The following is a 22,726-nucleotide window of genomic DNA, read 5'->3' as shown; positions in this document are numbered from 1 at the left end:
CTGAGATGACTCCCACAGCCCCGACCTACCAAGGTCTGAGTCAGGAACAGCTCGCCGTCCTGGTACCCGAACTCCTGCTGTGCGGTCAGATGATCGACCGCAGCGGAATGGCCCATCTCATCGGCGCATTCGGACGAGACGTGATGGGCCGGATCGCCATCGAGGAGTGGAAGGCCGCGAGTCCGGTCTACACACACCGGATCCGGACCGCGCTCGGCATCGACGGTGACGGCGTCGAGGACATGTTCAAATGCCTCCAGCTCGACATCGGCGCGCCGCCGCAGTTCATGGATTTCCGGTTTCGGGTCGACGACAAGTATCACGGGTCGTTCGTGCTCGATCACTGCGGTGCGCTGCTCGACGTCGAACCGCTCGGCGACGACTACGTCACCACGATGTGCCACGACATCGAGGACCCGACCTTCGACGCGACGGCCATCGCCACCAACCGGCGGGCGCGAATCCGGCCGGTGCATCGTCCACCTCGTCGTCCCGTCGACCGGACTCCGCACTGCGAGTGGACGGTCACCATCGAACCCGACCGCGAGGAACTGCCGCTCCCTCCGGACGCCGAGGAGATGTTCGGCACTCGCGCCGGCCAGATCCAGCTGTCCGCGATCGACAGCTCGGCAACCGACGGCTGGGTCGACTATCGAGGCCCGCTCGTCGAGGATCTCCAGTTCGCCGAGTGGTCGGCGTCGGCATTGGGGCGGATCGCCGAAGAGGTTGCGCTGCAGCATCAGCTGTTGTCCCTCGGCTTCCTGGTCGGTTTGCGGCGGTGTGCCGAGAGCGAGGATCAGGTGGTCGAGATCCTCCGCAAACAGCTGATCGGGATCGCCGGACTCGCGGCGGACCGCATTCGCGCGGCGCTCGATCTCCCCACCGGCGCCGCAGGTCTCGCCCAGGTCCTGGCCCTGCATCCGTGCTTCGGTCCGGTGCAGTACACCGGCCTGACCGCGACCGTCGACGGCGACGCCGTCGTCGTACGGATTCCGCGTGAGTCCGATGCGACGGCCGACGGCGGGTGGATGTCGATCATCAGCCCGGATCATCTGGAACCGCTGCAGGCGGCGGCGACCGCGGTGAATCCCTACCTGAGTGTCGAGGGTGCCGTCGAGACCGACGACGCGCTCGAGATCCGGATCGTCACGTCGGACACCGCACAGAAGGAGAGCGGCGAGGTGGCGATCGCTCGGTTCAGCGGTGGCGCGAGTTTCGAATTCGTCGACCGCGGCCGCTCGATCCCGATCACGCCGGTCGGTAGCTCGACGTGAGTCCGGACAGCGGCTGGTCTCCCGGTGCCGCCGGACTGGGTGGCCGGGTCGCCGTGATCGCCGGCGCCACCCGGGGCATCGGTCTCGCGGTTGCATATGCACTCGCGGGACAGGGGGTTTCGGTCGTCGCCAACGGTCGTGACGGTGATGCGCTGGAGGAGACGGTCGCGGAGATCCGCGGCGGCGGCGGTCAGGCTGTCGGCGTCTGCGGTTCGGCCGGTGACGACGGTGTCGCCCAGCAGATGGTCGACGCCGCGCTCGCCGAGTTCGGCGCACTGGACATCGCCATCAACTGCGCCGGTATCGCCGAACCCCCGGGTTCGACGGTGCTGACCATCGCCCCGGACGAATTCCGTGCCCAGGTGGACGCCCATCTGATGAGCGCGTTCCATCTGGTCCAGGCCGCCGGGCGGGTCTTCGTCGAGCAGGCGTCCGGGTCGATCGTGCTCACCGGCTCGGCGGCGTCGCTCGGGATGTTCGGTGGCAGCGGCTATCCCGCGGCGAAGGGTGGCGTCAATGCGCTCGCACTCGCCGCGGCCGCGGATCTTGCCGATCACCACGTTCGGGTGAACGTGGTGATGCCCGGAGCCAAGTCACGATTGTCGACCGGCGATGACTACGTCGCGCACATCGAGGGGCTGCATCGGCGCGGGATTCTCGACGACCTCACCCGCGACGCGGCCCTGGACCCGGCGCCGCCCGAGTACGTGGCGTCGCTGTACGTCTTCCTCGCCAGCGACGCGGCCGAGCACATCACCGGCAACATCTTCAGCGCCGCAGGCGGTTTCATCGGCCGGTTCGAGTCACAGCAGGCGAGCTTCGTCGCCTACCGCGACCACAGGGACACCTCTCCGTACAGCCTCGTCGAGCTCGCCGAGCTACTCGGCTAACTCGGACACCCCACAAACCCACCCTTTATCGGCATTTCCACCACCCGCGCGGGTGGTGGAAATGCCGAAAAAGGGTGGGTTTGCGTCAGGAGTGGCGGGCGGCTCGGCGATCCACCCAGAACCGCGCCCCCTCCTCGATGGCTTCGGTGACCGGGCGCGGGCGCCAGTTCAGGTCGCGTTCGGCCTTGGAGTGGTCCATCTCCGACATGAAATGCATGAGCCGCACCGACGGAACGGTCAGCCGGACCGGCCTGCGCGTGATCGCTGCCCGAGCCGAGCCCACGGCGCCGACCCCATACAACGCCGCACGACGGAGCACGAGGCGCGGCGGCTCCCGGCCCGCGGCGCGTGCGGCGATCGCCACGATCTCACCCATGTCGATGGACCGTTCGGACACGATGTAGCGTTCGCCCACCTCACCCCGATCGGCCGCCAGGGCAAGCGCGCGAGCGGCGTCGTCGATACCGACCGACTCGGCTCGGCATCCGCGGACTGTGAACGGCATCTTGCCGAGGGCTGCTCCGGCGACGAACGATCCATGCGGCGTCGGCTGCCAGTCGCCCGCGCCATAGGTGTTGGCGACGCACATGGCGACTCCCGGCACGGCCCCGTCGCGCGAGTAGTCGAGCAACAGGTTCTCCGCCGCGACTCGACTCCGCACGTACTCGGGTGCGTGCCGAGACCAGTTGAACGCGTCGCCCTCGGTGGCCCGACGACCCTTCACCCGACCGATGGTGGCGACACTGCTGGTGAACACGAACTTGCGCAACGGCTGACGGGCGGCGACGTCGAGCACGGCCCGCAATCCGTCGACGTTGGTGCGGTACAGCGGAGCCGGATCCCGTAACCAGGCCCGGGTGTCGACCGCGCAGTGGAACACCACGTCGCAGCCGGCCATCGCGGCGCGCACGGAATCCTGGTCGAACAGATCGCCGGTGACATGGTGGACGTCGAGTCCGGACAACGTGCGGAGGTCGCTCGTCGGGCGGGTGAGGACGCGGACGTCGTCGCCGTTCTCGACGAGCCGGCGGACCAGCCGGGAACCCAGGAAACCGTTGCGCCGATGACGAGCTTCATCGTCCGGCCAGCCCTCCGGGTGCGAGGTCATCGATCGCCGCCGCACTCCGGGACAGCATGGCGTCGAACATGGCGGTGCCACGCTCGGTGGGTTGGGCGGCGGCCGAGCCGAAGACGATGATCAGCGGGGCCTGGATGAGGTTGCCGACGTAGTCGTCCCAGCACTCGTCGAGGGTGTACCCGGTCACCCCGGCGGTGACGACCGCGCGATGATACGATGCCACGATGCCGCGCTCGTGCTTGCGACGATCCTCGGTGGTCAGGCTTGTACTGAGCAGAAAAGCGATGTCGCGCAGCGGGTTACCGGTCGTGATCGTCTGCCAGTCGATCACCGTCACCTCACCGGACGGCCCGAACAGCACGTTGTCCACGCGCAGGTCGCCGTGGATCAGAGCCGTGTTGCGCAGCGGGGCGACGAGCCAGTCGCCGGCCTCACGCACCAGCCAGTCGACGGCGGCCGAACTCTGTCCGTCCGGGGAGAAGCGCTCGCGATAGACGTCGGCCATCGGCGCGAGCAACGACTCCATCATCTCGCGTTCGGCTTCACCGGGCAGTGGCATCTCCGCGAGCAGTGCGGGGTCGTTCCACCGCGGAGCATGCAACCCGGCCGCCGCTACCGCGACCGACTCCGCCTGTGCCGCCGTACATCCGATGATCTGGTCACCCTGCACCGCCGCGCCCATGTCCTCGAGCAGGAGGACGAACTCGGTGCCGGGGTCCGAGATCGTCGCGGCGTAACACCTCGGCATCGGCACGGTGAAAGCCGAGGCCAGATCACGATAGAACCGGACCTCGTTGCGGAACACTCCGGAACCGAACGCCCGCTGTTCCGGTTCGCCGGTCGCCAACTTGGCGATCATCGTGGCCGGGAGTTCGGCCGGTCCGGAGTAGTCGAGGGTGAGGCGGTACGACCCGGCCATCTGCCCGGTTCCCACGGCCGAGGCGGCGACGGCGGTGATCGATTCGTCGTGGCCGTTCTCGCCGAGGAAGTCCGTCAGCCAGGCGGGCGTGAGTTGCTCGACGCTCGTGGGTATCTCGATGGTTTCTGTCATGCGGGTGTCTCCGTCACGAGGGCATCCTTCCCGGGTTGGCCGGCAGTCCGACCGCGCGGTCGGGGCGTATGTCGCGGTACGCCGAGGCCACCGGCGCGAGTTCGGTCGGTGTCGCACCGTGCAGGATCACCGAGTCGACGCCCAGGTCGAACTGCGCGGCGACGGTCTTCGCGCAGTCCGACGGCGATCCGGTCGCCGAGTGGGCGACCCACGCGTTCGGGATCACGGCGGCCAGGTCGGCGAGTTCACCGGCGGTGGCGGTGGCGTCGATGGGACCGCGCGCACCGCTGAAAGCCGCAGTGGCCCGGACTCGTTCCAGGTCTGTCGGGTCCCAGGCGTTGGCCGCCATGAGTTGATCCGGATACCCCTGGAGATAGGTGGCGAGCCGTCCGTACAGCCTGCGCAGACGGTCGGTCTCATCCAGGTGGTCGCCCACCGTCGCCACGACCGACCAGATCCGGATCGAGGCGGGATCGCGCCCGGCCCGCTCCGCTGCGCCTCGGACATGGGCAACTGCCCGGCGGGTCGCGTCGTCGCTGAAATATGTGTGCAGGACGACGCCGTCGGCGATCTCACCGGCCAGCTCGAGAGTCCTGGGACTCATGGTGACCATCAGGATCGGTGGGGGAGGGTCGAGTGTCACACCGAGATTCAGCAAGGGGTAGGAGCCGGCCGGTCCGTCGTGACCGATCACCATCTCGCCCGTCCACAGCCGGCGGAGGAGCCCGGTGATGTCACGCAGGCCGGCGCCGGTGACGAGGGGGAGCCCGAGTATCTGCCACTGCGGGGTGATCCCGCGCCCGAGACCCAGAGCGAACCGCCCCGCCGAGAGTTCGCTGAGCGTCGCCCCCATGGTCGCGGTGACGATGGGATGCCGGGTGTTGTGGTTGGTTGCCGCCGTGGCGATTCCGAGATTCTCGGTCGCACCGGCGAGAGCCCCGCACAGTGCGGCGGCGTCCTTGATGTTGAACCGTTCCGAGACGAAAGCGGTGCCGAGTCCGATCTCGTCGGCGAAGCGTGCTTCGGCGGCGAGCTCGCTCGGGGTGACGGGGTGCCGGGAGAGTGCGTAGTAGCCGAGCTCGGTGAGCTGATTCTCCATCGTCTCAGGCACTCGCCCCGACGGCCTCCCCGTACGTGCGTGATCGCGGCTCCCGGACCCACAGGATGCCGTCTCCGGCGGTCGCACCCTCCTGCTTCAGGGTGCGCTTGAGGATCTTGTTGGTGGCGGTCGTCGGCAGGTCCTCCGCGACCCGGACGTAGCGCGGCCAGGCCTTCGGTGACAGGTCTGCCTGTGCGGCAAGCTGTTCGGCGAAGGACTCCGGGCTCAGCGAGGCGCCGTCCTGCAGTACGACGGCCGCCATCACGGCGTCACCGACCTGTTCGTCGGGGACCGCGTACACCGCGACGCGGTTGATCTCCGGTATCCGGAGCAGGATGCGTTCGATCGGTCCGGCGGCGAGGTTCTCGCCGTCGACGCGCATCCAGTCGCCGGTACGTCCGGCGAGATAGATCCACCCGTCGGAATCCTTATAGGCGAGGTCGCCGGACCAGTACATCCCGTGACGCAGTCGCTCGTTGGTGGCGTCGGAGTCGTTGTAGTAGCCCATGAACATCCCGCCGCCCTCGACGTTGACCAGCTCGCCGATCGCCTCGTCGGAGTTGAGAAGTGCTCCGGTGTCGTCGAATCGGGCCGGGGGACACTCGGTGATCGTCGAGGGGTCGTAGACCGCGACGTTGGGGAAACCCCGGCCGATCGAGCCGTGCGGGGTGCCGGGTTCGCGGGTGATGATGATCGCGAGTTCGGTGGAGCCGAATCCGTCCCAGACCGTGCAACCGAACCGACGCGAGAATTCGTCGATGTCGCGGTCGGTGGCCTCGTTGCCGAAGGCGACGCGCAGCGGGTTGTCGGCATCGTCGGGCTTCTCCTCGGTGGCGAGGATATAGGCGAGCGGCTTGCCGACGTAGTTCATGTACGTCGCCCGGTAGCGGCGGATGTCGTCGAGGAAGGTCGACGCCGAGAACTTGGCCGGGGCGATCGCCGCGCCACCGCACAGGGCGACGCAGTAGCCACCCATCAGTGCCGCGCTGTGGAAGAGCGGCATCGAGAGGTAGCAGACGTCGCCCGGGCCGATGTCGTACTTGTCGACGAGTACGGGGCCGGCGAACGGAATCATCATGTGCGCGAACTGAACCGGTTTCGGGTTACCGCTGGTGCCCGAGGTGAAGATCAGCATGAACGTGTCCATGGCACCCGGCACCGAATGCGGGGTCAGCTCGCCGGCTCCGGCGACCAGGTCGGCCCATCGGGGGGTCGAGGTGTCCAGGACGGTGACGCCGGGCAGGTCCAGGCCCTCGAGGAGAGGGCGGTGCTCGGCGTCGGTGATCAGGATCTGGCAGTCGGCGCGCAGGATGTCGGCGGCCAGGCCCTCGCCCCGTCGGGTGTTGTTGATGCCGGCGGTGACGTAGCCGCCGAGAGCCCCGGCGGCCAGGGCGATGAGCATGTCCGGGGTGTTCCCGAGCAGAGTGCCGATGTGCATCGGGCGAGACGCGTCGGCCACGGACAGCATTGCGGCCGCGGTCTTCTCCGCGTCGCGGATGTACTCGCGCCACGTCCACCGGCTGCCCTCGTAGGTGATTGCCAGGTTGTCGTCGTCGGCGCGTTCCTGAAGGAGCTGGGTGACTGTCTCGGCCATGCGGCCAAATCTAGAACGTGTTCACCCGGTCTGTGTACAGATCTGAAATATTGTCTACTGCAAGCCTGTCGGGGACGCCGAAGCGTCCCCGACAGGCTTGTGAGGGTGTGCTCTAGCGGGTGAAGGAACCGCTACCGGGTACGACGGTGAACGTCTGGTCGTTCTTGCCGATGATCGTCGTGGTGAATTCGACAGGCCCGGCGCCGGTCGCGATCGAGACCCCGTCCGACGGGCGTCCGTCGGTGCATGTGGCGAAGACCTCGCTACCGGAGTTCCCGGTCGACCGGTTCGTCCAGGAGATGCCGATGCGCGCGTCCTTCAGGTTCGTCGAGCAGGACTCGGTCGGGGTGGTGTTCAGTGAGACATGGGTGATCCCGGGTTCGGTTGCGGATGCGAGGATCGAGGCGACGAAACCTCCGGTTACACCGTTGGAGCCCACGGTGATGCCGGCGTTCGGGATCTGCTCGACGCTCAGTGGCTGCTCGCCGGGAGCCGCCTGCGCGGTGGCAGTGCCGAGGGTCAGTGCAGCGAATGCCGCGGCGGCTCCGAATCCAGCAACAGTCTTGCGTCCCATGTGTATCTCCCGTCACTTTGGACACTTCGAACCCACAGCGTACGGGAGTGATGTTGGACTCCTCAAGGTGGGGTCGGCCGCATTCTGCTGATACAGAAGATGCATGAGCGATCTGCACCACGCCGAGTCACCGAATCCGGGGCCGCATGACCCACTGTCCGCATTCCACCTCGGCGACCTGGCCGTCGAGCCCAACGGTGTGCGTGCCGCCCAGCTCCTGTGCTCGCAGTTCGCCGACCATCGCGGCCTCATCGAGGTGCCCGCCCTCGCTGTTCTCTTCGATCACTGCGGCGGAATCCCGTTCCATCGCGTCCACAACGATCCGGCGGCCGCCACGCTGCAGGCTCGGCTGTCGCTCTCGACGCACGGTCGCGCACGGATCGGGGACATGCTGGCGGCGCGTGCCGAGGTCGTGATGCACGACGACGGCTGGGGGTCGACGAGCGTCGAGATCCGTTCCGGCGCAGGGCAACTCTGCTGTGTCGGTTCCGCACGCAACGTCCGCGTCGGACGCGCCCCGACGGGGCAGACGCCGTCCGCGGAGATCGGGATGCCGATGCCCCGCTGCAACGACGACCACGGGGTGACGCTCCCGCCGACGATTCCCTCGGGTCTGCCGGGACGGGCGGTGGTCGAGGAGATCGCCACCAAGCAGCGTGACCCGGGGCCGCTCGTCGAGATGCTCAACGGCACGGTCGAGGTGCTCGACGGTGCCACCGACCGGGACGCCGGCATCCGCTTCCGCAGCGCCACCGATCCCTGGATGGGCAACATGTTCGGCACCATGCACGGCGGCGTCATCGCCACGATCGTCGGCCAGGCGGGCTCGTTCGCCGGCCACCTGCACGCCGGGCCGGGGCAGGATTACTCGATCGGCGACATGGCCATCGGCTTCTACCGCTCGCCCGCAGTGGACGGCGGCGAGGTCACCGTGGAGGTGACGCCGATCAAGACCGGGCGTCGTATCTCGTCCTTCGAGGCCACCATGACGTCCTACGACGACGTGCTGCTCAGTCGCGCGACGCTCGACGTCCACTATCACTGAGAGTCCGTCGCACCACTGCCCGAAAACCGCCCCTGAGATCTGCCCCTGAAAACCGCCCCTGAGATCTGCCCCGGAAAACTGCCCTGTGCAGCGGAGTCGGCGACATATCGTCGCCCGACGCGGTCCGGAGGGCCGTTTCCAGGGGCGGTTTTCAGCGTTTCCGGCCGAAAAACAATCAAGCGTGCTTGATTCTTCTGGGATCCTGTGTGAGGCTGACCGCATGACTGATCGGGCAGCGGCCGTCCACGGTGTGGTGGCAGATCTCGAGGCCGAGTCGGAGCAGCTCGATGCGCTGGTCGCCGACCTCGACGACGCGGGATGGGCGACGCTCACACCCGCACCGGGGTGGACGATCGCCCACCAGATCGCGCATCTGGCGTGGACCGATGAGGTCGCGGCCATCGCGGCAACCGATCCCGATCGCTTCACAGATCTCGTCACCGAAGCCCTGCAGAAGAATCCGGAGACCTACGTCGACGACGCCGCCGAGGCCGGGGCGGGTGCCCCGGCCGAGGAGATCCTCGCCGGCTGGCGTCTCGCCCGCGGCAAGCTCGCGGATGCGCTCCGGAACGTGCCACCGGGTGTGAAGATCCCGTGGTTCGGCCCGCCGATGTCGGCCGCCTCCATGGCCACCGCGCGATTGATGGAGACGTGGGCCCACGGCCTCGACGTCGCCGATGCCCTCGGGGTGACCGTGCTGCCCAGCGACCGCATCCGCCACGTCGCGCACATCGGGGTGCGCACACGCGATTTCGCCTACATCGTCAACGGCACGACCCCGCCGGCCGAACCGTTCCACTATGCGCTGACGTCGCCGTCGGGGGAGCTGTGGACGTGGGGGCCCGATGACGCGTCCGACGTCATCCGCGGTTCGGCGCTCGACTTTTGTCAGCTGGTGACCCAGCGTCGCGCCCTCGCCGACCTCGACCTGGAGATCGTCGGTCACGACGCGCTCGAATGGTCCGGCATCGCTCAGTGTTTCGCCGGCCCGCCGGGAGAGGGGCGCGAGCCGCGCGGGGCCTGAACCACCGCACCGACGACCCGACCCCAACACATCACAGTCACATCACACAAAGGAGCCTTGGGTGCCCATTGTCAGCCCCGACGTCTGGGACACGCCGGAACGTCTCGAACTGCGTTCGACGGTCCGCAGATTCGTCGATAAGCACATCCTGCCCTTCCAGGACGACTGGGAGCGTGACGGCGAGATCCCGCGTTCGCTCCACCTCGAGGCCGCGAAGCTCGGATTGTTCGGCCTCGGGATCCCCGAGGAGGTCGGCGGTTCCGGTGGCGATCACATCGACACAACGATCCTCGCCGAGGAACTGCACTACGCGGGTGCGGCCGGCGGCATCTTCGCCTCGCTGTTCACTCACGGCATCGCCCTGCCGCACCTGATCGCCGCCGGCGATCCGGAACAGATCGACCGTTGGGTGCGCCCGACCCTGGCCGGCGAGAAGATCGGCAGCCTCGCGATCACCGAGCCCGGCGGAGGCAGCGACGTCGGCCACCTGACCACGAAGGCCGAGCGGGACGGCGACCACTACGTCGTCAACGGCTCCAAGACCTACATCACCTCGGCTGTCCGGGCGGACTTCGTCGTCGCGGCGGTGCGCACCGGCGGGCCGGGCGCGGGCGGCGTATCGCTGCTCGTCATCGACAAGGACACACCCGGATTCACCGTCACCCGGAAGCTCGACAAGATGGGCTGGCGCTGCTCGGACACCGCAGAGCTGTCGTTCGTCGACGCACGTGTGCCGGTCAAGAACCTCGTCGGCCCGGAGAACTCCGGATTCGCCCAGATCGCCATGGCTTTCGTCACCGAGCGGTCCGGACTCGCGGTGCAGGCCTACGCCAGCGCGCAGCGCTGTCTCGATCTCACCGTGCAGTGGGCGCGCGACCGCGAGACCTTCGGCAAACCGATCATCGCGCGGCAGTCGGTGCAGGACAGCCTCACCGAGATGGCGCGTCGTATCGACATCGCCCGCACCTACACACGCGCCGTGGTGGAACGCAAGGTGACCTCACACGACGACCTCATCGCCGAGGTGTGTTTCGCCAAGAACACCGCCGTCGAAGCGGGAGAATGGGTGGCCAACAAGGCCGTTCAGCTCCACGGCGGACTGGGATACATGACCGGCACCGAGGTCGAGCGGCAGTACCGCGACATGCGCATCATCGGTATCGGCGGCGGCACCACCGAGATCCTCAACGGTCTGGCCGCCAAGCGGCTCGGCTTCCACGCCTGAACCGCTGCGAACATCCGAACCGACACGACCGAGAGGGAACGACGCGATGACAACCCTGGACAACCCCTTCGTGGAAACCCCGGAGCGCGCCCAACTGCGTTCCGCGGTGGCCGGTCTGGCGGCCAAATACGGCCAGGAGTACTTCCGGCAGTGCGCCCGTGAGGGACGCAAGACCGACGAACTCTGGCAGGAAGCGGGCAAGCTCGGCTTCATCGGGGTCAACCTCCCCGAGGAGTACGGCGGCGGCGGAGCCGGCATGTACGAGCTGGCGATCGTCATGGAGGAGATCGCTGCGTCCGGCACCGGGCTGCTGATGCTGGTGGTCTCACCGGCCATCTGCGGCAATGTGATCGCGCGCTTCGGCACCGACGAGCAGAAGCAGCGGTGGTTGCCCGGACTGGCAGACGGGTCGATCACGATGGCGTTCGGTATCACCGAACCCGACGCCGGGTCGAACTCGCACAACATCACCACCACCGCTCGCCGTGACGGCGCGGACTGGCTGCTGTCCGGCCAGAAGGTCTACATCTCGGGTGTCGACCAGGCCCAGGCGGTCCTGATCGTCGCGCGTACCGAGGACGCCAAGACCGGCAAGCTCAAGCCGGCGCTGTTCATCGTGCCGACCGATGCGGAGAACTTCTCCTACACCATGATCGACATGGAACTGCAGAACCCGGAGAAGCAGTTCCAGCTGTTCCTCGACGACGTCCGACTGCCGGCCGACGCGCTGGTCGGCGACGAGGACGCCGCTCTCAGCCAGCTGTTCGCCGGATTGAACCCGGAACGGATCATGGCTGCGGCGTCGGCGGTCGGGATGGGACGGTTCGCACTCGACAAGGCCGTGTCGTACGTCAAGGAACGAACGGTGTGGAAGACGCCGATCGGCGCGCACCAGGCCATCGCGCATCCGTTGGCGCAGGGCAAGATCGAGCTCGAGATGGCCAAGCTCATGATGCAGAAGGCCGCGACGATGTACGACGCGGGCGACGACTGGGGCGCGGCCGAGCCGGCGAACATGGCGAAGTACGCCGCGGCCGAGGCTGCGGTGAAGATCGTCGATCAGGCCGTGCACTCGATGGGCGGCAACGGACTGACGTCCGAGTACGGTATCGCGCCGATGCTGAGCCTCGTCCGCATCGCCCGCGTCGCGCCGGTCAGCCGGGAGATGATCCTCAACTTCGTCGCGCAGGCCAGCCTCGGCCTTCCCAAGTCCTACTGAGGTGTGGCGCCGGTGTCCACGGCAGTGTCCCCGAACCCAGGGTCGTCGAATGCCGGCCCGAATTCGCGTGGCCCGCAGCAGGAACGCTCACGGCTGACCCGTCATCGACTGCTGCGGTCCACGGTCGACGTGCTCGCGGCGGACGGATGGGCGGCCGCCACGGTTGCCGCCGTCGCCGAACGTGCCGGAGTGTCGCGAGGTGCTGCGCAACATCACTTCCCGACGCGGGAAGCGCTCATCACCGCTGCGCTCGAGCAGGTCTTCGACGACCTGACCGCGGCGGCGGGCAGCGAGATCGAGGCACCCGGCTCCGACGAGGCGATCACCCCTGCGCGGGTGAGCGCCGCGGTCCAGCGCGCGGTGGCGGTGTACACGGGCACGGAATTCAAGGCGGCACTGCAGGTGTGGGCCGCGGCAGCGTCCGACCCTGCGCTGCGCAAACTGATCCTGCCCCTCGAGGCGAAGTTCGCCCGGGCCGCCCATCAGCGGACGATGGCGGCGATGGGTGTCTCGCCGGATGACCAGAAGGGACGCCGCCTTGTCCAGGCGACACTCGACTTCGCTCGCGGACTCGGTCTCGCCGATACCCTGTCGGACGATTCGGCACGACGCGCCCAGGTGGTCGACACCTGGTGCGAGCAGATCGCCGTGGCGCTGGGCGTCGAATCCGGTCTCTAGTTCACCGCCCTCAGGCGGCGACCTCCTCGCGTGACCTGCCTCGGGTCCCGGCCCAGTAGACGCCGAAGGACATGAGCGCCATCCCGACGAACACGACCACCAGCGAGATGGTCATCGAGACATAGCCCTGCCCACGGGGATCGATGAACGGATACGGATATTAGTCGACGAGGGGTCCGCGGATCAGGGTGTACACGCCCTACACCAGCGGAACGGCCAACCAGGTGAGCCAACTGCGTTCGGGAAGCCGCTTGGCGCGCACCACGATCCAGTCCACCAGCATCACCAGGGGGATGATGCGGTGCAGCACGTCGTTGACCCAGCCGTAGGTGACGTCCACATCGACCCCGCTGAGCAGCAGTGCGTACACGATTCCGGTGATCACCATGCAGGTGGTCACCGCTCCGTCGGTAACCGGGATCCGATGATGCTCGGACAGTTGCCCGGTCCATCCCGGACACCGGTGGTGCGGCGCGCGGGGAACTGCGTGCGGCGAACCGGAGGGCAACGGATACGCGAACTCGCCCGGGGATGAGTCCCCCGGGCGAGTCCGGCTCGGCTCACTCGCCGTGGATGATGACCCCGCGAAGGTTCTTGCCGTCGCGGAGATCCTGATAGCCCTCGTTGACCTGGTCGAGGGTGTAGGTGGTGGTGATCAGCTCGTCGAGCTTGAGCTGGCCCTGATCGTAGAGACGCAGCAGCTTGACGATGTCGTACTGCGGGTTGGCCGAGCCGAACAGGCTGCCCTTGATCGTCTTCTGATTGAGCGTCAGGTCGGTGCCCGACACGTGCACGGTCAGTTTGGCCGGATCGGCGAGACCGGTGATGACCACTGTGCCGCCCTTGCCGATGACGGCCGTCGCGTTCGACACGACTTCCTCGTCGACCGTGCCCACGAGGATCAGTGCCTGGTCGGCGCCCTGTCCCCACGTCAGTTCGTTGACCTTGGCGGCGGCCTCCTGCGGGTCCGCATAGGCATGCGTCGCACCGAATTTCAGAGCGGCGTCGCGCTTCATGTCCACCGGGTCGACGACCACGACGAACTTGGCGCCGGCCGACACCGCACCCTGCACCGCGTTGATGCCGAGGCCGCCGATGCCGTAGATGACCACGGTGTCACCGGGTCGCACGCCGCCGGCGTACACCGAGGTCCCCCAGCCCGACGGTACGCCGCAGCCGACGAGGACCGCCTTGTCCAGGGGCAGCCAGTCGTCGACCTTCACCACCGAGTGCTGCGAGATGGTGGCGCGTTCGGAGAACGTGCCCAGCATGCACATGGCGCCGAAATCATCCTTGCCCGAATGGAATCGGAAGGTGCCGTCGGGCATCGAACCCTCGAGGATGGTCGCGCCCATGTCACACAGGTTCTGTCGTCCCGACGAGCAGTAACGACACGTGCCGCAGTTGGGGATGAAGCTGCACACGACGTGGTCACCCGGCTTCACCTTGGTCACACCGGGTCCGACTGCCTCGATGATCCCGGAGCCCTCGTGACCACCCACGATCGGGTAGCGGGGCGGCAGGTCGCCGTCGGTGAGGTGGAGGTCGGAATGGCACAGGCCCGCGGCGGTGTACTTGATCAGGACCTCACCCTCGCGGGGTTCGTCGAGATCGAGTTCGACGATCTCGAAGGGCTTTCCGGGGGCGGTGAGAACGGCGGCCTTGGTGGTGAGTGTCATGACGTGCTCCTTTGCACTTGATGGGAACTCTGGGTGAATCAGGGATGGCCGGTCACAGCGCGATGTTGACGGCCTTGGTCTGCGTGTAGAGGTCGATGGCCGAGGAGCCGAGTTCGCGGCCCCAGCCCGACTGCTTGTAGCCACCGAAGGGCATCGCCGTGTCGAAGCCGTTGTACTGGTTGACCCACACCGAACCGGCCTTGATCTGGCGGGCCGTCCGGTGCGCCTTCGACAGGTCGGTCGTCCAGATGCCCGCGGCGAGACCGTAGATGGAGTCGTTGGCCGCGGCCGCGACCCCGGTGTCGGCGTCGAACGGCAGCGCTGCGACGACCGGCCCGAAGATCTCCTCGCGCACGATGGAGAAGTCGGGTTCGACGTCGCCGAACACGGTCGGCTCGATGAAGAATCCCTCATCGCCCCAACGCTTTCCGCCGGTCAATGCTCGTGCACCGTCGGCGAGTCCGGCCGCCAGGTAGCCGGACACGCGGTCGAACTGCTCCTGACTCACCAGCGGTCCGAGTTCGGTGGCCGGATCGAGGCCGGGGCCGATCTTCGTCTGGGATGCGGCCTCGGCGACCGCCGCGGTGAAGTCGTCGAAGATCGGACGCTCGACGAACAACCGGGTGCCGGCGACGCAGCACTGGCCGTGGTTGAACATCCACGCGGCCACCGATCCGGCGACCGCCTTCTCGAAGTCGGCGTCGGCGAAGACGATGTTGGGGCTCTTGCCGCCCAGTTCGAGCGACACCTTCTTGAGATTGCCCTTCGCCGCCTCGACGATCTTCTTGCCGACCTCGGTGGAACCGGTGAAGGCGATCTTGTCGACGTCGTCGTGTGCGGCGAGGGCGGCGCCTGCCTCGCCGTATCCGGTTACGATGTTGACCACGCCGGGCGGGAAGCCCGCCTCGTCGAAGATCTCACCGAGCAGCAGTGCGGTGAGGGGGGTCTGCTCGGCGGGTTTGAGGATGACGGTGTTGCCCGCCGCGAGCGCCGGCGCCAGTTTGAAGGCGGCCATCAGCAGCGGGAAGTTCCACGGGACGATCAACCCGCACACCCCGACCGGTTCGCGCAGCGTGTAGGCGTGGAACTCGCCACCCGGTACGAACGGCATCGACACGTCGACCGTCGAACCGGTGATTTTGGTGGCCAGGCCCGCGTTGTAGCGGAAGATGTCGGCGGCCCAAGCGGTGTCGACGGCGGTCGCGATGGTCGCGGCTTTGCCGTTGTCGAGTGCTTCGAGCTGACCGAACTCGGCCGCGCGTTCGGTGACCAGATCGCCGACGTGCCAGAGCAGCCGTTCGCGTTCGTTCGGCTTCATCCGCGTCCACGGTCCGGAGTCGAAGGCCTCGCGGGCGGCGCGGACCGCGCGGTCGACGTCGGTGGCGTCACCGTGAGCGACCGAGGTGAGGGGACGGGTGGTGGCGGGGTCGATGGTCTCGAAGGTGCGGCCGGACGCCGACCACACCCATTCACCGCCGATCAGCATCGGGCGGTCGTGGCCGATGAAGTCGCGGACCTTCGGGAGCAGGTCGGTGGCGACTGCGGTCATGGGTACCTCCTGGGAAAGCGCTCGACGCCGGTGGCGAAGCGAGCGGGTCGAGACGAGCCGGTCAGGGTGATCTGGGTCATAGCTGTGACCTGACTCATTTCTGCCACCGATCGGGGCGGTCGCCGTGTCCAGAAACTGAACACCTTCACCTCGTCGTTGCCGGATGGCGTGATCCGGGGTCGCGGAAAGTGCGTCCGGCGGCGTCGCTAGCGTGTCCGGGGGTGGCGAGCGCCGCCTCCACATCCGGAGAGGGAACCGATGGCAGCGCGCATGGCCGACCGTCTTCGCGGTGCGCTGCAGTCGGTGGGACCGCCGGGAGCGTCGGTGTCGCTGCGCGAGGCGGTACGTGCCGGAGTCGGATCGGTGCTGGGTCTGGGGCTCGTCGGACTCGTGCTCGCGACGTCCGGAGTCGATCTGCGGACGGGTCTGTTCCTGATCGTCCTGATCGCACCGTTCGGGGCGTCCGCGGTCCTGATGTTCGCCGCGCCCAACAGTCCGCTCGCCCAGCCCTGGTCGGCGGTCGTCGGCAACACCGTGTCGGCGTTCGCCGGCGTCTTGGTGACCCTGCTGGTGTCGCCGAGTGAGCTGCGCGTCCCGCTCGCAGTCGGTGTGGCGGTCCTGGCCATGGTGGTCTGTCGCGCAGTGCATCCGCCCGGCGGCGCCGTCGCGATGACCGCCGGGCTCAGCCCGGACGTGGTCCACGCGCTCGGGGTCCGGTTCGCCCTGGCCCCCGTCGCCGTGGGGACGATCGCGCTGGTCGTGCTCGCGGCCGGATACGCACGGGTCACCGGACGCCGGTATCCGTACCGTCGGTTCGACGACGAGTCGTCGGCCACCGCGCGGATCGGACTGGACGAGGACGAGCTGACCGACATCCTCAACCGGTACAGCCAGTCCCTCAATCTCGGTGTCGCCGATCTCGCACGACTCATCGGGGCAGCCGAACTCCAGGCTGCGGGCCATCGCGCCGACCCGCTCGTCGCCGGTGACGTCATGTCCGGGGATCTGGTGACAGTGGGACCGGACGCGACACTTCCCGACCTGGCGCAGATGTTCGACACCCACCGCTTCACCTCGCTGCCCGTGGTGACGCGCGGCGGCCGGTTCCTGGGTGTCGTCTTCCAGATCCATCTCGTCTCACGCCTTCGCGTGGGCTCGGCACGCGGATCGGACCGGATGTTCGCCCGGCTGCTGCGCCGGGACGGCAGCGTCCTGACGGCCGCCGACGTCATGGACACCACGCTGCCGATCGCGGCGCCGGACGCGCCGGTGACCGCGTTGTTGCCGATGCTCGCCGACAGCGGATGCGGTGCCGTGCCCGTGCTCGACGGGGACCTGCTGGTCGGCATCGTCACGCAGACCGACCTCATCGCCGCGCTCGCACGGCACACGCTGGCCGATCCGCTCGTCGACTGACGTACGGCCCGGCCTCATCGCGGTGCCTACTGGATCCCGAGTGCTCGCATCCGCGCGTACAACGTGGTGCGGCTGATCCCGAGGTCCCGGGCGGCGCGGACCTTGTTGCCGCCCGCTCGGTCGAGCGCGTCGACGATCGCGGTTCGCTCGGCCTGTTCCCGTCCGGAGAGATGGGCCGCCCGACTCGTCGTCCGATAGGTGGCCGGGAGATCCGCGGTTTCGATCACGCGTGCCGCCCGCTCCCGGCACGACGCCGCGGCCTCCCGCAGGACCGCGATCAGCTCGGTGAGGTTCCCGGGCCAGTCCTGGCTGAGCAGGGCGTCGGTCGCCGGTCCGGACAGCGTGAGTTCAGGATCGATCTCACCGAGGACGCCGCTCGCGACGGCCGCGAGCTCCGAGGTCCGGTGACGTAGTGGCGCCGGATCGATGCGGGTTGCGCACCGGCCGAGCAGCGCCGCGACCGCGGGACCCGCCTGTGCGCGAGGACCGCTGACGAGGATCAACGGCGCCGCCGCCGGTGTCGATGCCGTGGCCCGCGTGACCAGGGCGATGGACCGGTCGTCGAGCAGGTCGACACCGTCGATCACCAGCGGGACCCCCGACGATCGAGCTCGTGCGAGCTGACCGGCGACATCCGGCTGTCGACCGTTGATCAACTCGTCGGCGACGTCGACGACCACGGTTCGGCCGGACTCGTCGGATGATTCGGCGGCAAGTTCGAGAGCCAGCGTCGTGCGTCCGGTGCCCGGCTCACCGGAGACGGCGACGGTCGTGCGAGACGGCCGGACCGGAGTGGACCGCGTCGGCGTCGTCGGTGTGCTGAGGGCGCGGAAGCGGAACAGTGCGGCCCCGCGGGTACCGGCCACCGGTTCGACGGCGACCTCGACCTCCGCCCCGGAGACGAGCGTGAGGGGCAGCGTCGTCGTACGCAGCGCGGGATCGGTGGCGATCACGCGGAGTGCGCCGATGTCGGTGGGGGAGAGCAACTCGGCGGCCAGGGCATTGGTGAGTTGCAGGTCGTCGCCGATGGCGGCCACCGCGATGTCGCGACGTGGCGCGGCGCGCTGGAAGGCGTCGAGCACGCGTCGCTGGTGCGCACGGGATCGGTCGAGCAACCGGTCCGCGATGTCGGCGACGATGCCGTTGACCACCGGCACCGCGAGCGGGTTGATGCGGTCGGCGATCTCGGACATGCAGATGATCCCCGCGAGGCGTCGCGTCGCGGGATGGATGATCGGCTGCCCGAAGCAGCTGATCGTCCGGAACTGTTCGAGGTAGTGCTCGGTGCTGTTGACGATCACACCGCCGCGCGTCTCGGCGGGGGTGCCGAGCGCGGTGGTCCCGACGATGTCCTCGCCGAACGGGACACCGGGCGTCGCACCGATCGCATCGAGCCGGCGTTCGACGGTCGTCCCGAATGCCACCCGGGTGACCATGCGGCACTCGTGGTCGACGAGCAGCAGCGACACGTCGGTGTCGGCGAGACGGGCCGCGGCGTCGTCGAGGACGGGACGCGCCGCATCGAGCAGCGGATCGGCGGATCCGATGTCCCGGAGTCGGGCGGGGGTGTTGTCCTCCGGCCTGACTCCCGATAGCGCCGACCGTCGCCACGAGTGCTCGATGACAGGGCGGTGTGGCGTTCGATCTGGCCGGAACGAGAGAGTGTCGATGACACCAACGTGACACACATCACCGACGAAGGAAAGCCCGGATGCCGGGCCGGAACGGCGTCGGTGGGTCGTACTACCGTGGGCCCATGCGCGTCGCGACCTGGAACGTGAACTCGGTGAAACAGCGGATTCCGCGCCTGCTGCCGTGGCTCGACGAACGGCGTCCCGACGTCGTCTGCCTGCAGGAGACCAAGCTCTCCGATACCGCATTCCACGAGACGCTCGGCGCCGATCTCGCCGAACGCGGTTATGAGATCGCGCATGCGGGGCAGGGTCAGTGGAACGGCGTCGCCCTGCTCTCGCGGGTCGGGCTCGATGACGTGCGAATCGGATTCGACGGCATGCCCGGCTACCCGAACCCGGAGACGCTCGAGGCGCGGGCGGTCTCGGCGGTGTGCGACGGCCTGCGCATCTACTCGCTCTACGTGCCCAACGGCCGCACCCCGGACTCCGATCACTACACGTACAAGCTCGAGTGGCTGGCCGCGCTCGCGCGCGCGGTCACAGACCCGTCGTCGACGCTTCTCTGCGGCGACATGAACATCGCTCCCGCCGACGCCGACGTCTTCGACCCGGACGCCTACGTCGGGCACACGCACGTCACCCCGCCGGAACGGGCGGCACTCGCCGAGTTCGCGGCTCTGGGTCTGCGGGACGTCGTCCGTGACCGCTGGCCGGACGACCGGGTCTTCAGTTACTGGGACTACCGTGCCGGAATGTTCCACAAGGACCTGGGCATGCGGATCGACCTGATCCTGGCCGGCGAGTCCGCCGCCGGCCGGGTCGAGGCGGCCTGGATCGACCGCAAGGCGCGCAAGGGCAGCAAACCCAGCGATCATGCGCCGGTCATCGTCGACCTCGACGAGGCCCCCGACGGGGACATCGGCCCGGTGGTCCCGCCCCCGTCGAATCCGGCCAAGCGCGGTGGCTCGAAGGTGAAACTCCCCCAGACGCCGGAGTGATCCCGCTCACTATTCTCGAATCTGCTGCGCCGCAACGTGATTCGTCAGCGCCCACACGGGATTGGCCTGTTGAGACGATTGCGGCAACCTGTCTCTTCTCCGATATGATCACCGCGGCCCGAGCACGGGCCAAAGATCCTCGTGAGAAAGAGAATTCACACATGAAGCACCTCAGGGCAGGGATCATGGCGCTGGCCATGATGGGTGCAGTACTCGTCGCCGTCCCCGTTGCGACGGCACACGCGGCACCGGCGACGGTGGCGCTCCCGACGGCGTCCGCAGCGATCGGCGGCGACCACAGGAGCGTGATCGTCGACGTCCGCGGGGGAAGCCTCGCGGTCACGCCGGCGGGTGCGCTGCAGATCCTCGACGGCCGCGGTCGCACCGTCTCGTCGATGCCGCTGTCGGGGCAGATGGACGGGTTCACCGTTCCGCTGCGCGCCGCGGTCGGCGCGGACAAGTCGTCGGTCACCCTCACTCCGGTCGTCGGAACGGATTTCCGGTCTGTGCTCGACGCCGCCGAGACGAAGGCGGCCAAGCAGCGCCTGACCAAGCAGCAGCGTTACGACATCATGTGGACGGAGCTGAACAAGGGCTGGCGGGGGAACACGCCCTTGTACACGCTGATCGGCGGCCTCATCGGCTTCATCGTCTTCGGCTGGATCGGCGCCGGCGTCGGTGCGTTCATCGGTGCCTACATCGGCTACGGCGAGTCGAACCCGAAGGCGTGGCCCTCGGTCGTCGCCTGGTTCAACACCCCGTAGGCGTCCAGAATCGTCATGCCCGCCCCCGGCCGGATCTCCGGACCGGGGGCGGTGTCGTATCCGGGTCCTATCGTGGGGCCCATGCGCGCCGACCCCATCGATCGACCGGCCGACCTCGACGCCGTCCGCGCGTCTTATGACCGGGTGGCCGACGACTACGTCCGACTGGTGGTGGACACGGGAATCGGCGACCCCCGGTATCAGCCGTGGCTGAAGGCCGCACTCGACGCGTTCGCCGAATCGGTGGCGGGCATCGGTCCCGTGCTCGACGTCGGCTGTGGACCCGGGACCGTCACCGCCTATCTCGCCGAGCGCGGACTCGACGTGACCGGCGTGGACCTCTCGCCGCGCATGATCGACAACGCGCGTCGCCTGCACCCGTCCTGCCGTTTCGAGGTCGGCTCGGCGACCGACCTGGATCTCGCCGACGCATCGCTGGGCGGTGTTCTGGGGTGGTGGTCGTTGTTCATCCTCCCGCGGCACGTTCTCCCTCAGGTGCTGGCCTCATTCGCCCGCGCATTGATGCCGGGCGGCTGCTTCATCACCGGCACCCACACGGGCGAGAAGGACGTGCGACGCACTGTGGCCTACGGCGGTCCGGTCGAGTGGACGACCCATCAGTGGTCGCCGGAGAAGTACGTCGGATTGATCGAGCAGGCCGGCCTGCGCCCGGTCGCCGAGCTCCGGCTGCCCGCCGACGAACACGTCGGGCCCGGTCTGGTCGTCATGGCCGTACGGGACTGAGGGTCACTCGATGTCGAGACGACTCCTCATCCGGGTGGCCCGCGGCTACGGACGGTTCCTCGGTGTCGTGCTGTCACTCGCCCATCGAGTCGGAGGTCAACGTCTGCCCGCGGGACCAGGGCCGACCGCAGGGGTGCTCGTGGCCGCGCACGTCGCACTCGTGACGATCTGGTTCGGACCCCTCGGGCTCGCGATCGCGGTGATGGCGGGCCTGGGTGCCGGGATCGTTGCCGGCCTCCGCATCCGGCACCGCCCGCTGTCCGACGAGGAACGTCGAGCCGCCGAGCGTGTGTTCGGGCCTGCCGAGTGGTTCGATGACGTGATCCTCACCGACCTCTCCGGACGCGGGGGACGTGCCTTCACGCTGCCCGCGGTGGACGGCCTGGTCTTCTGTCACCTCGGCGCGATGTTCGACGCGCCGCTGGGGCCCGGGCCCGCGGCTTATCCGGTGCCCGGCCAGCTGCTGATCCACGAGCTCGTGCACGTCCGGCAGATCGTCGACGCCGGGTCGTCGGCGTCGTTCCTGGCCGACGCGCTCGCGGTTCAAGCGCGGCACGAACTCGGCGAGAACGTCTACCGCCTCCGCGGGCCGGGTGATGCTCACCACGAATGGGCCGATCACAACCTCGAACGCCAGGCGACGATCGTCGACCGCTGGTACGGCGGTCAGAGCTCACCGTCGCGCCGGCCGATGGATCCTGACAGTCCTTTTGCGCCCGTGATCGCGCAGGTCCGGGCACCGATTCCGGCCAGGGGAAACGGGCGGCGAGATCGGGCCGGACGAAGCCTCGACGCGCCGGGTCCGGGGGTGTAAGAGTGGAGAAGGTAATGCCATGTCGCAGTGTGTTCGGGCCCCAGCGCACACGACCTGTTCACCTGCAGGTCGCGCGGAGGATCCGTTTTTTGACCTGTGCAAACCCGATCGGTAGAGTGGATCGTCGGTGCCCGGCCAATGCTGGGCCAGTCCGCATGCCCGGCCAATGGCTCTCGAGTCGGCCCCGAGATCGAGTGAACTCGGGGCAGGGCGGCACAGCGGCCTGACAGGCGAATCCGCTGTCGAGTGTATGACACGCCCGACCCCGGGGTAGCGAAAATGTACTGACCAGTGCGTATGCGCTGGTGGGGCGAGTTGTGGAAGCGCGCCGGAAGTCGGTCTGGAGACCGGTTTCCACGAGCTTGCCCGGAGCACCA

19 protein-coding genes and 2 pseudogenes are annotated in these 22,726 nt (G+C 68.2%); 12 read left to right on the top strand and 9 right to left on the bottom strand.

Annotated elements, in window-relative coordinates; all coding sequences use genetic code 11:
• The first annotated feature begins 5 nt into the window (after positions 1–5).
• Both IHQ52_RS22305 and IHQ52_RS22300 read left to right on the top strand, forming a co-directional pair.
• Positions 6–1,274, top strand: a complete 1,269-nt coding sequence (locus IHQ52_RS22305; RefSeq protein ID WP_006434742.1) for a hypothetical protein — start codon at positions 6–8, stop codon at positions 1,272–1,274.
• Complete coding sequence (locus IHQ52_RS22300; protein ID WP_006434741.1) at positions 1,271–2,164, top strand: SDR family NAD(P)-dependent oxidoreductase; 894 nt, start codon at positions 1,271–1,273, stop codon at positions 2,162–2,164. The genes IHQ52_RS22305 and IHQ52_RS22300 overlap by 4 nt, the downstream gene beginning before the upstream one ends.
• An 85-nt stretch (positions 2,165–2,249) precedes the next feature.
• Here IHQ52_RS22300 and IHQ52_RS22295 read toward each other — a convergent pair.
• From IHQ52_RS22295 to IHQ52_RS22275, 5 genes and pseudogenes are all read right to left on the bottom strand, one after another.
• A pseudogene (locus tag IHQ52_RS22295) lies at positions 2,250–3,241 on the bottom strand (NAD-dependent epimerase/dehydratase family protein).
• Positions 3,238–4,293 (bottom strand): phosphotransferase, encoded by a 1,056-nt coding sequence (locus IHQ52_RS22290; protein WP_006434739.1) that lies wholly within the window; start codon positions 4,291–4,293, stop codon positions 3,238–3,240. Before IHQ52_RS22290 ends, IHQ52_RS22295 begins: the two are co-directional and overlap by 4 nt.
• A gap of 13 nt (positions 4,294–4,306) precedes the next feature.
• Positions 4,307–5,392, bottom strand: coding sequence for a TIGR03857 family LLM class F420-dependent oxidoreductase (locus IHQ52_RS22285; RefSeq protein WP_006434738.1), 1,086 nt, complete (start codon positions 5,390–5,392; stop codon positions 4,307–4,309).
• Positions 5,393–5,396: 4 nt separating this feature from the next.
• Positions 5,397–6,986 carry a fatty-acid--CoA ligase FadD1 gene (fadD1, locus tag IHQ52_RS22280; RefSeq protein ID WP_006434737.1) on the bottom strand — a complete coding sequence of 530 codons (1,590 nt, stop codon included), beginning with the start codon at positions 6,984–6,986 and terminating at the stop codon, positions 5,397–5,399.
• Between the two features lie 112 nt (positions 6,987–7,098).
• Positions 7,099–7,560 carry a hypothetical protein gene (locus IHQ52_RS22275; protein WP_006434736.1) on the bottom strand — a complete coding sequence of 154 codons (462 nt, stop codon included), beginning with the start codon at positions 7,558–7,560 and terminating at the stop codon, positions 7,099–7,101.
• A gap of 103 nt (positions 7,561–7,663) precedes the next feature.
• Here IHQ52_RS22275 and IHQ52_RS22270 point away from each other — a divergent pair, with 103 nt between their 5' ends.
• The 5 genes from IHQ52_RS22270 (at position 7,664) to IHQ52_RS22250 (ending at position 12,751) form a co-directional block, all read left to right on the top strand.
• Complete coding sequence (locus IHQ52_RS22270; protein ID WP_006434735.1) at positions 7,664–8,605, top strand: PaaI family thioesterase; 942 nt, start codon at positions 7,664–7,666, stop codon at positions 8,603–8,605.
• A gap of 220 nt (positions 8,606–8,825) precedes the next feature.
• Positions 8,826–9,629 (top strand): TIGR03084 family metal-binding protein, encoded by an 804-nt coding sequence (locus tag IHQ52_RS22265; RefSeq protein WP_006434734.1) that lies wholly within the window; start codon positions 8,826–8,828, stop codon positions 9,627–9,629.
• Between the two features lie 61 nt (positions 9,630–9,690).
• Positions 9,691–10,854 carry an acyl-CoA dehydrogenase family protein gene (locus IHQ52_RS22260; protein ID WP_006434733.1) on the top strand — a complete coding sequence of 388 codons (1,164 nt, stop codon included), beginning with the start codon at positions 9,691–9,693 and terminating at the stop codon, positions 10,852–10,854.
• A 46-nt stretch (positions 10,855–10,900) separates the two neighbouring features.
• The gene (locus IHQ52_RS22255; RefSeq protein WP_006434732.1) at positions 10,901–12,073 is read left to right on the top strand and encodes an acyl-CoA dehydrogenase family protein; all 1,173 of its coding nucleotides are present in this window, start codon (positions 10,901–10,903) and stop codon (positions 12,071–12,073) included.
• 3 nt (positions 12,074–12,076) lie between these two features.
• On the top strand, positions 12,077–12,751 hold the full coding sequence (locus IHQ52_RS22250) for a TetR family transcriptional regulator (RefSeq protein ID WP_006434731.1): 675 nt from the start codon (positions 12,077–12,079) through the stop codon (positions 12,749–12,751).
• 10 nt (positions 12,752–12,761) lie between these two features.
• Here the strand turns inward: IHQ52_RS22250 and IHQ52_RS22245 are convergent.
• From IHQ52_RS22245 to IHQ52_RS22235, 3 genes and pseudogenes are all read right to left on the bottom strand, one after another.
• Positions 12,762–13,157: pseudogene (locus IHQ52_RS22245) on the bottom strand (Pr6Pr family membrane protein); the annotation flags it as partial.
• Positions 13,158–13,311: 154 nt separating this feature from the next.
• Entirely contained in the window at positions 13,312–14,430 is a 1,119-nt protein-coding gene (locus IHQ52_RS22240) for an NDMA-dependent alcohol dehydrogenase (RefSeq protein WP_006434729.1), read from the bottom strand.
• A gap of 52 nt (positions 14,431–14,482) precedes the next feature.
• Positions 14,483–15,979, bottom strand: a complete 1,497-nt coding sequence (locus IHQ52_RS22235) for an aldehyde dehydrogenase family protein (RefSeq protein WP_006434728.1) — start codon at positions 15,977–15,979, stop codon at positions 14,483–14,485.
• A gap of 258 nt (positions 15,980–16,237) precedes the next feature.
• Here IHQ52_RS22235 and IHQ52_RS22230 point away from each other — a divergent pair, with 258 nt between their 5' ends.
• A complete protein-coding gene (locus IHQ52_RS22230) occupies positions 16,238–17,395 on the top strand; it encodes an HPP family protein (protein WP_006434727.1) in 1,158 nt (385 codons plus the stop codon).
• A gap of 26 nt (positions 17,396–17,421) precedes the next feature.
• On the opposite strand, the gene IHQ52_RS22225 is transcribed toward IHQ52_RS22230, so the two are convergent.
• Positions 17,422–19,083, bottom strand: a complete 1,662-nt coding sequence (locus IHQ52_RS22225; RefSeq protein WP_006434726.1) for a sigma-54-dependent Fis family transcriptional regulator — start codon at positions 19,081–19,083, stop codon at positions 17,422–17,424.
• Between the two features lie 68 nt (positions 19,084–19,151).
• Between IHQ52_RS22225 and IHQ52_RS22220 the strand changes: the two genes are divergently transcribed.
• The 4 genes from IHQ52_RS22220 (at position 19,152) to IHQ52_RS22205 (ending at position 22,349) form a co-directional block, all read left to right on the top strand.
• Positions 19,152–20,027, top strand: a complete 876-nt coding sequence (locus IHQ52_RS22220) for an exodeoxyribonuclease III (protein WP_006434725.1) — start codon at positions 19,152–19,154, stop codon at positions 20,025–20,027.
• 161 nt (positions 20,028–20,188) lie between these two features.
• On the top strand, positions 20,189–20,791 hold the full coding sequence (locus IHQ52_RS22215) for a DUF8020 domain-containing protein (protein ID WP_006434724.1): 603 nt from the start codon (positions 20,189–20,191) through the stop codon (positions 20,789–20,791).
• 81 nt (positions 20,792–20,872) lie between these two features.
• Complete coding sequence (locus IHQ52_RS22210) at positions 20,873–21,535, top strand: class I SAM-dependent methyltransferase (RefSeq protein ID WP_006434723.1); 663 nt, start codon at positions 20,873–20,875, stop codon at positions 21,533–21,535.
• Positions 21,536–21,545: 10 nt separating this feature from the next.
• A complete protein-coding gene (locus tag IHQ52_RS22205) occupies positions 21,546–22,349 on the top strand; it encodes a hypothetical protein (RefSeq protein ID WP_006434722.1) in 804 nt (267 codons plus the stop codon).
• Positions 22,350–22,726: the final 377 nt, after the last annotated feature.

Source organism: Gordonia amicalis, assembly GCF_022059885.1.
In the GTDB taxonomy this organism is placed as follows: domain Bacteria; phylum Actinomycetota; class Actinomycetes; order Mycobacteriales; family Mycobacteriaceae; genus Gordonia; species Gordonia amicalis.
Note: the sequence above shows the minus strand (reverse complement) of the source record. Positions and strands in the feature narration are given on the sequence as shown.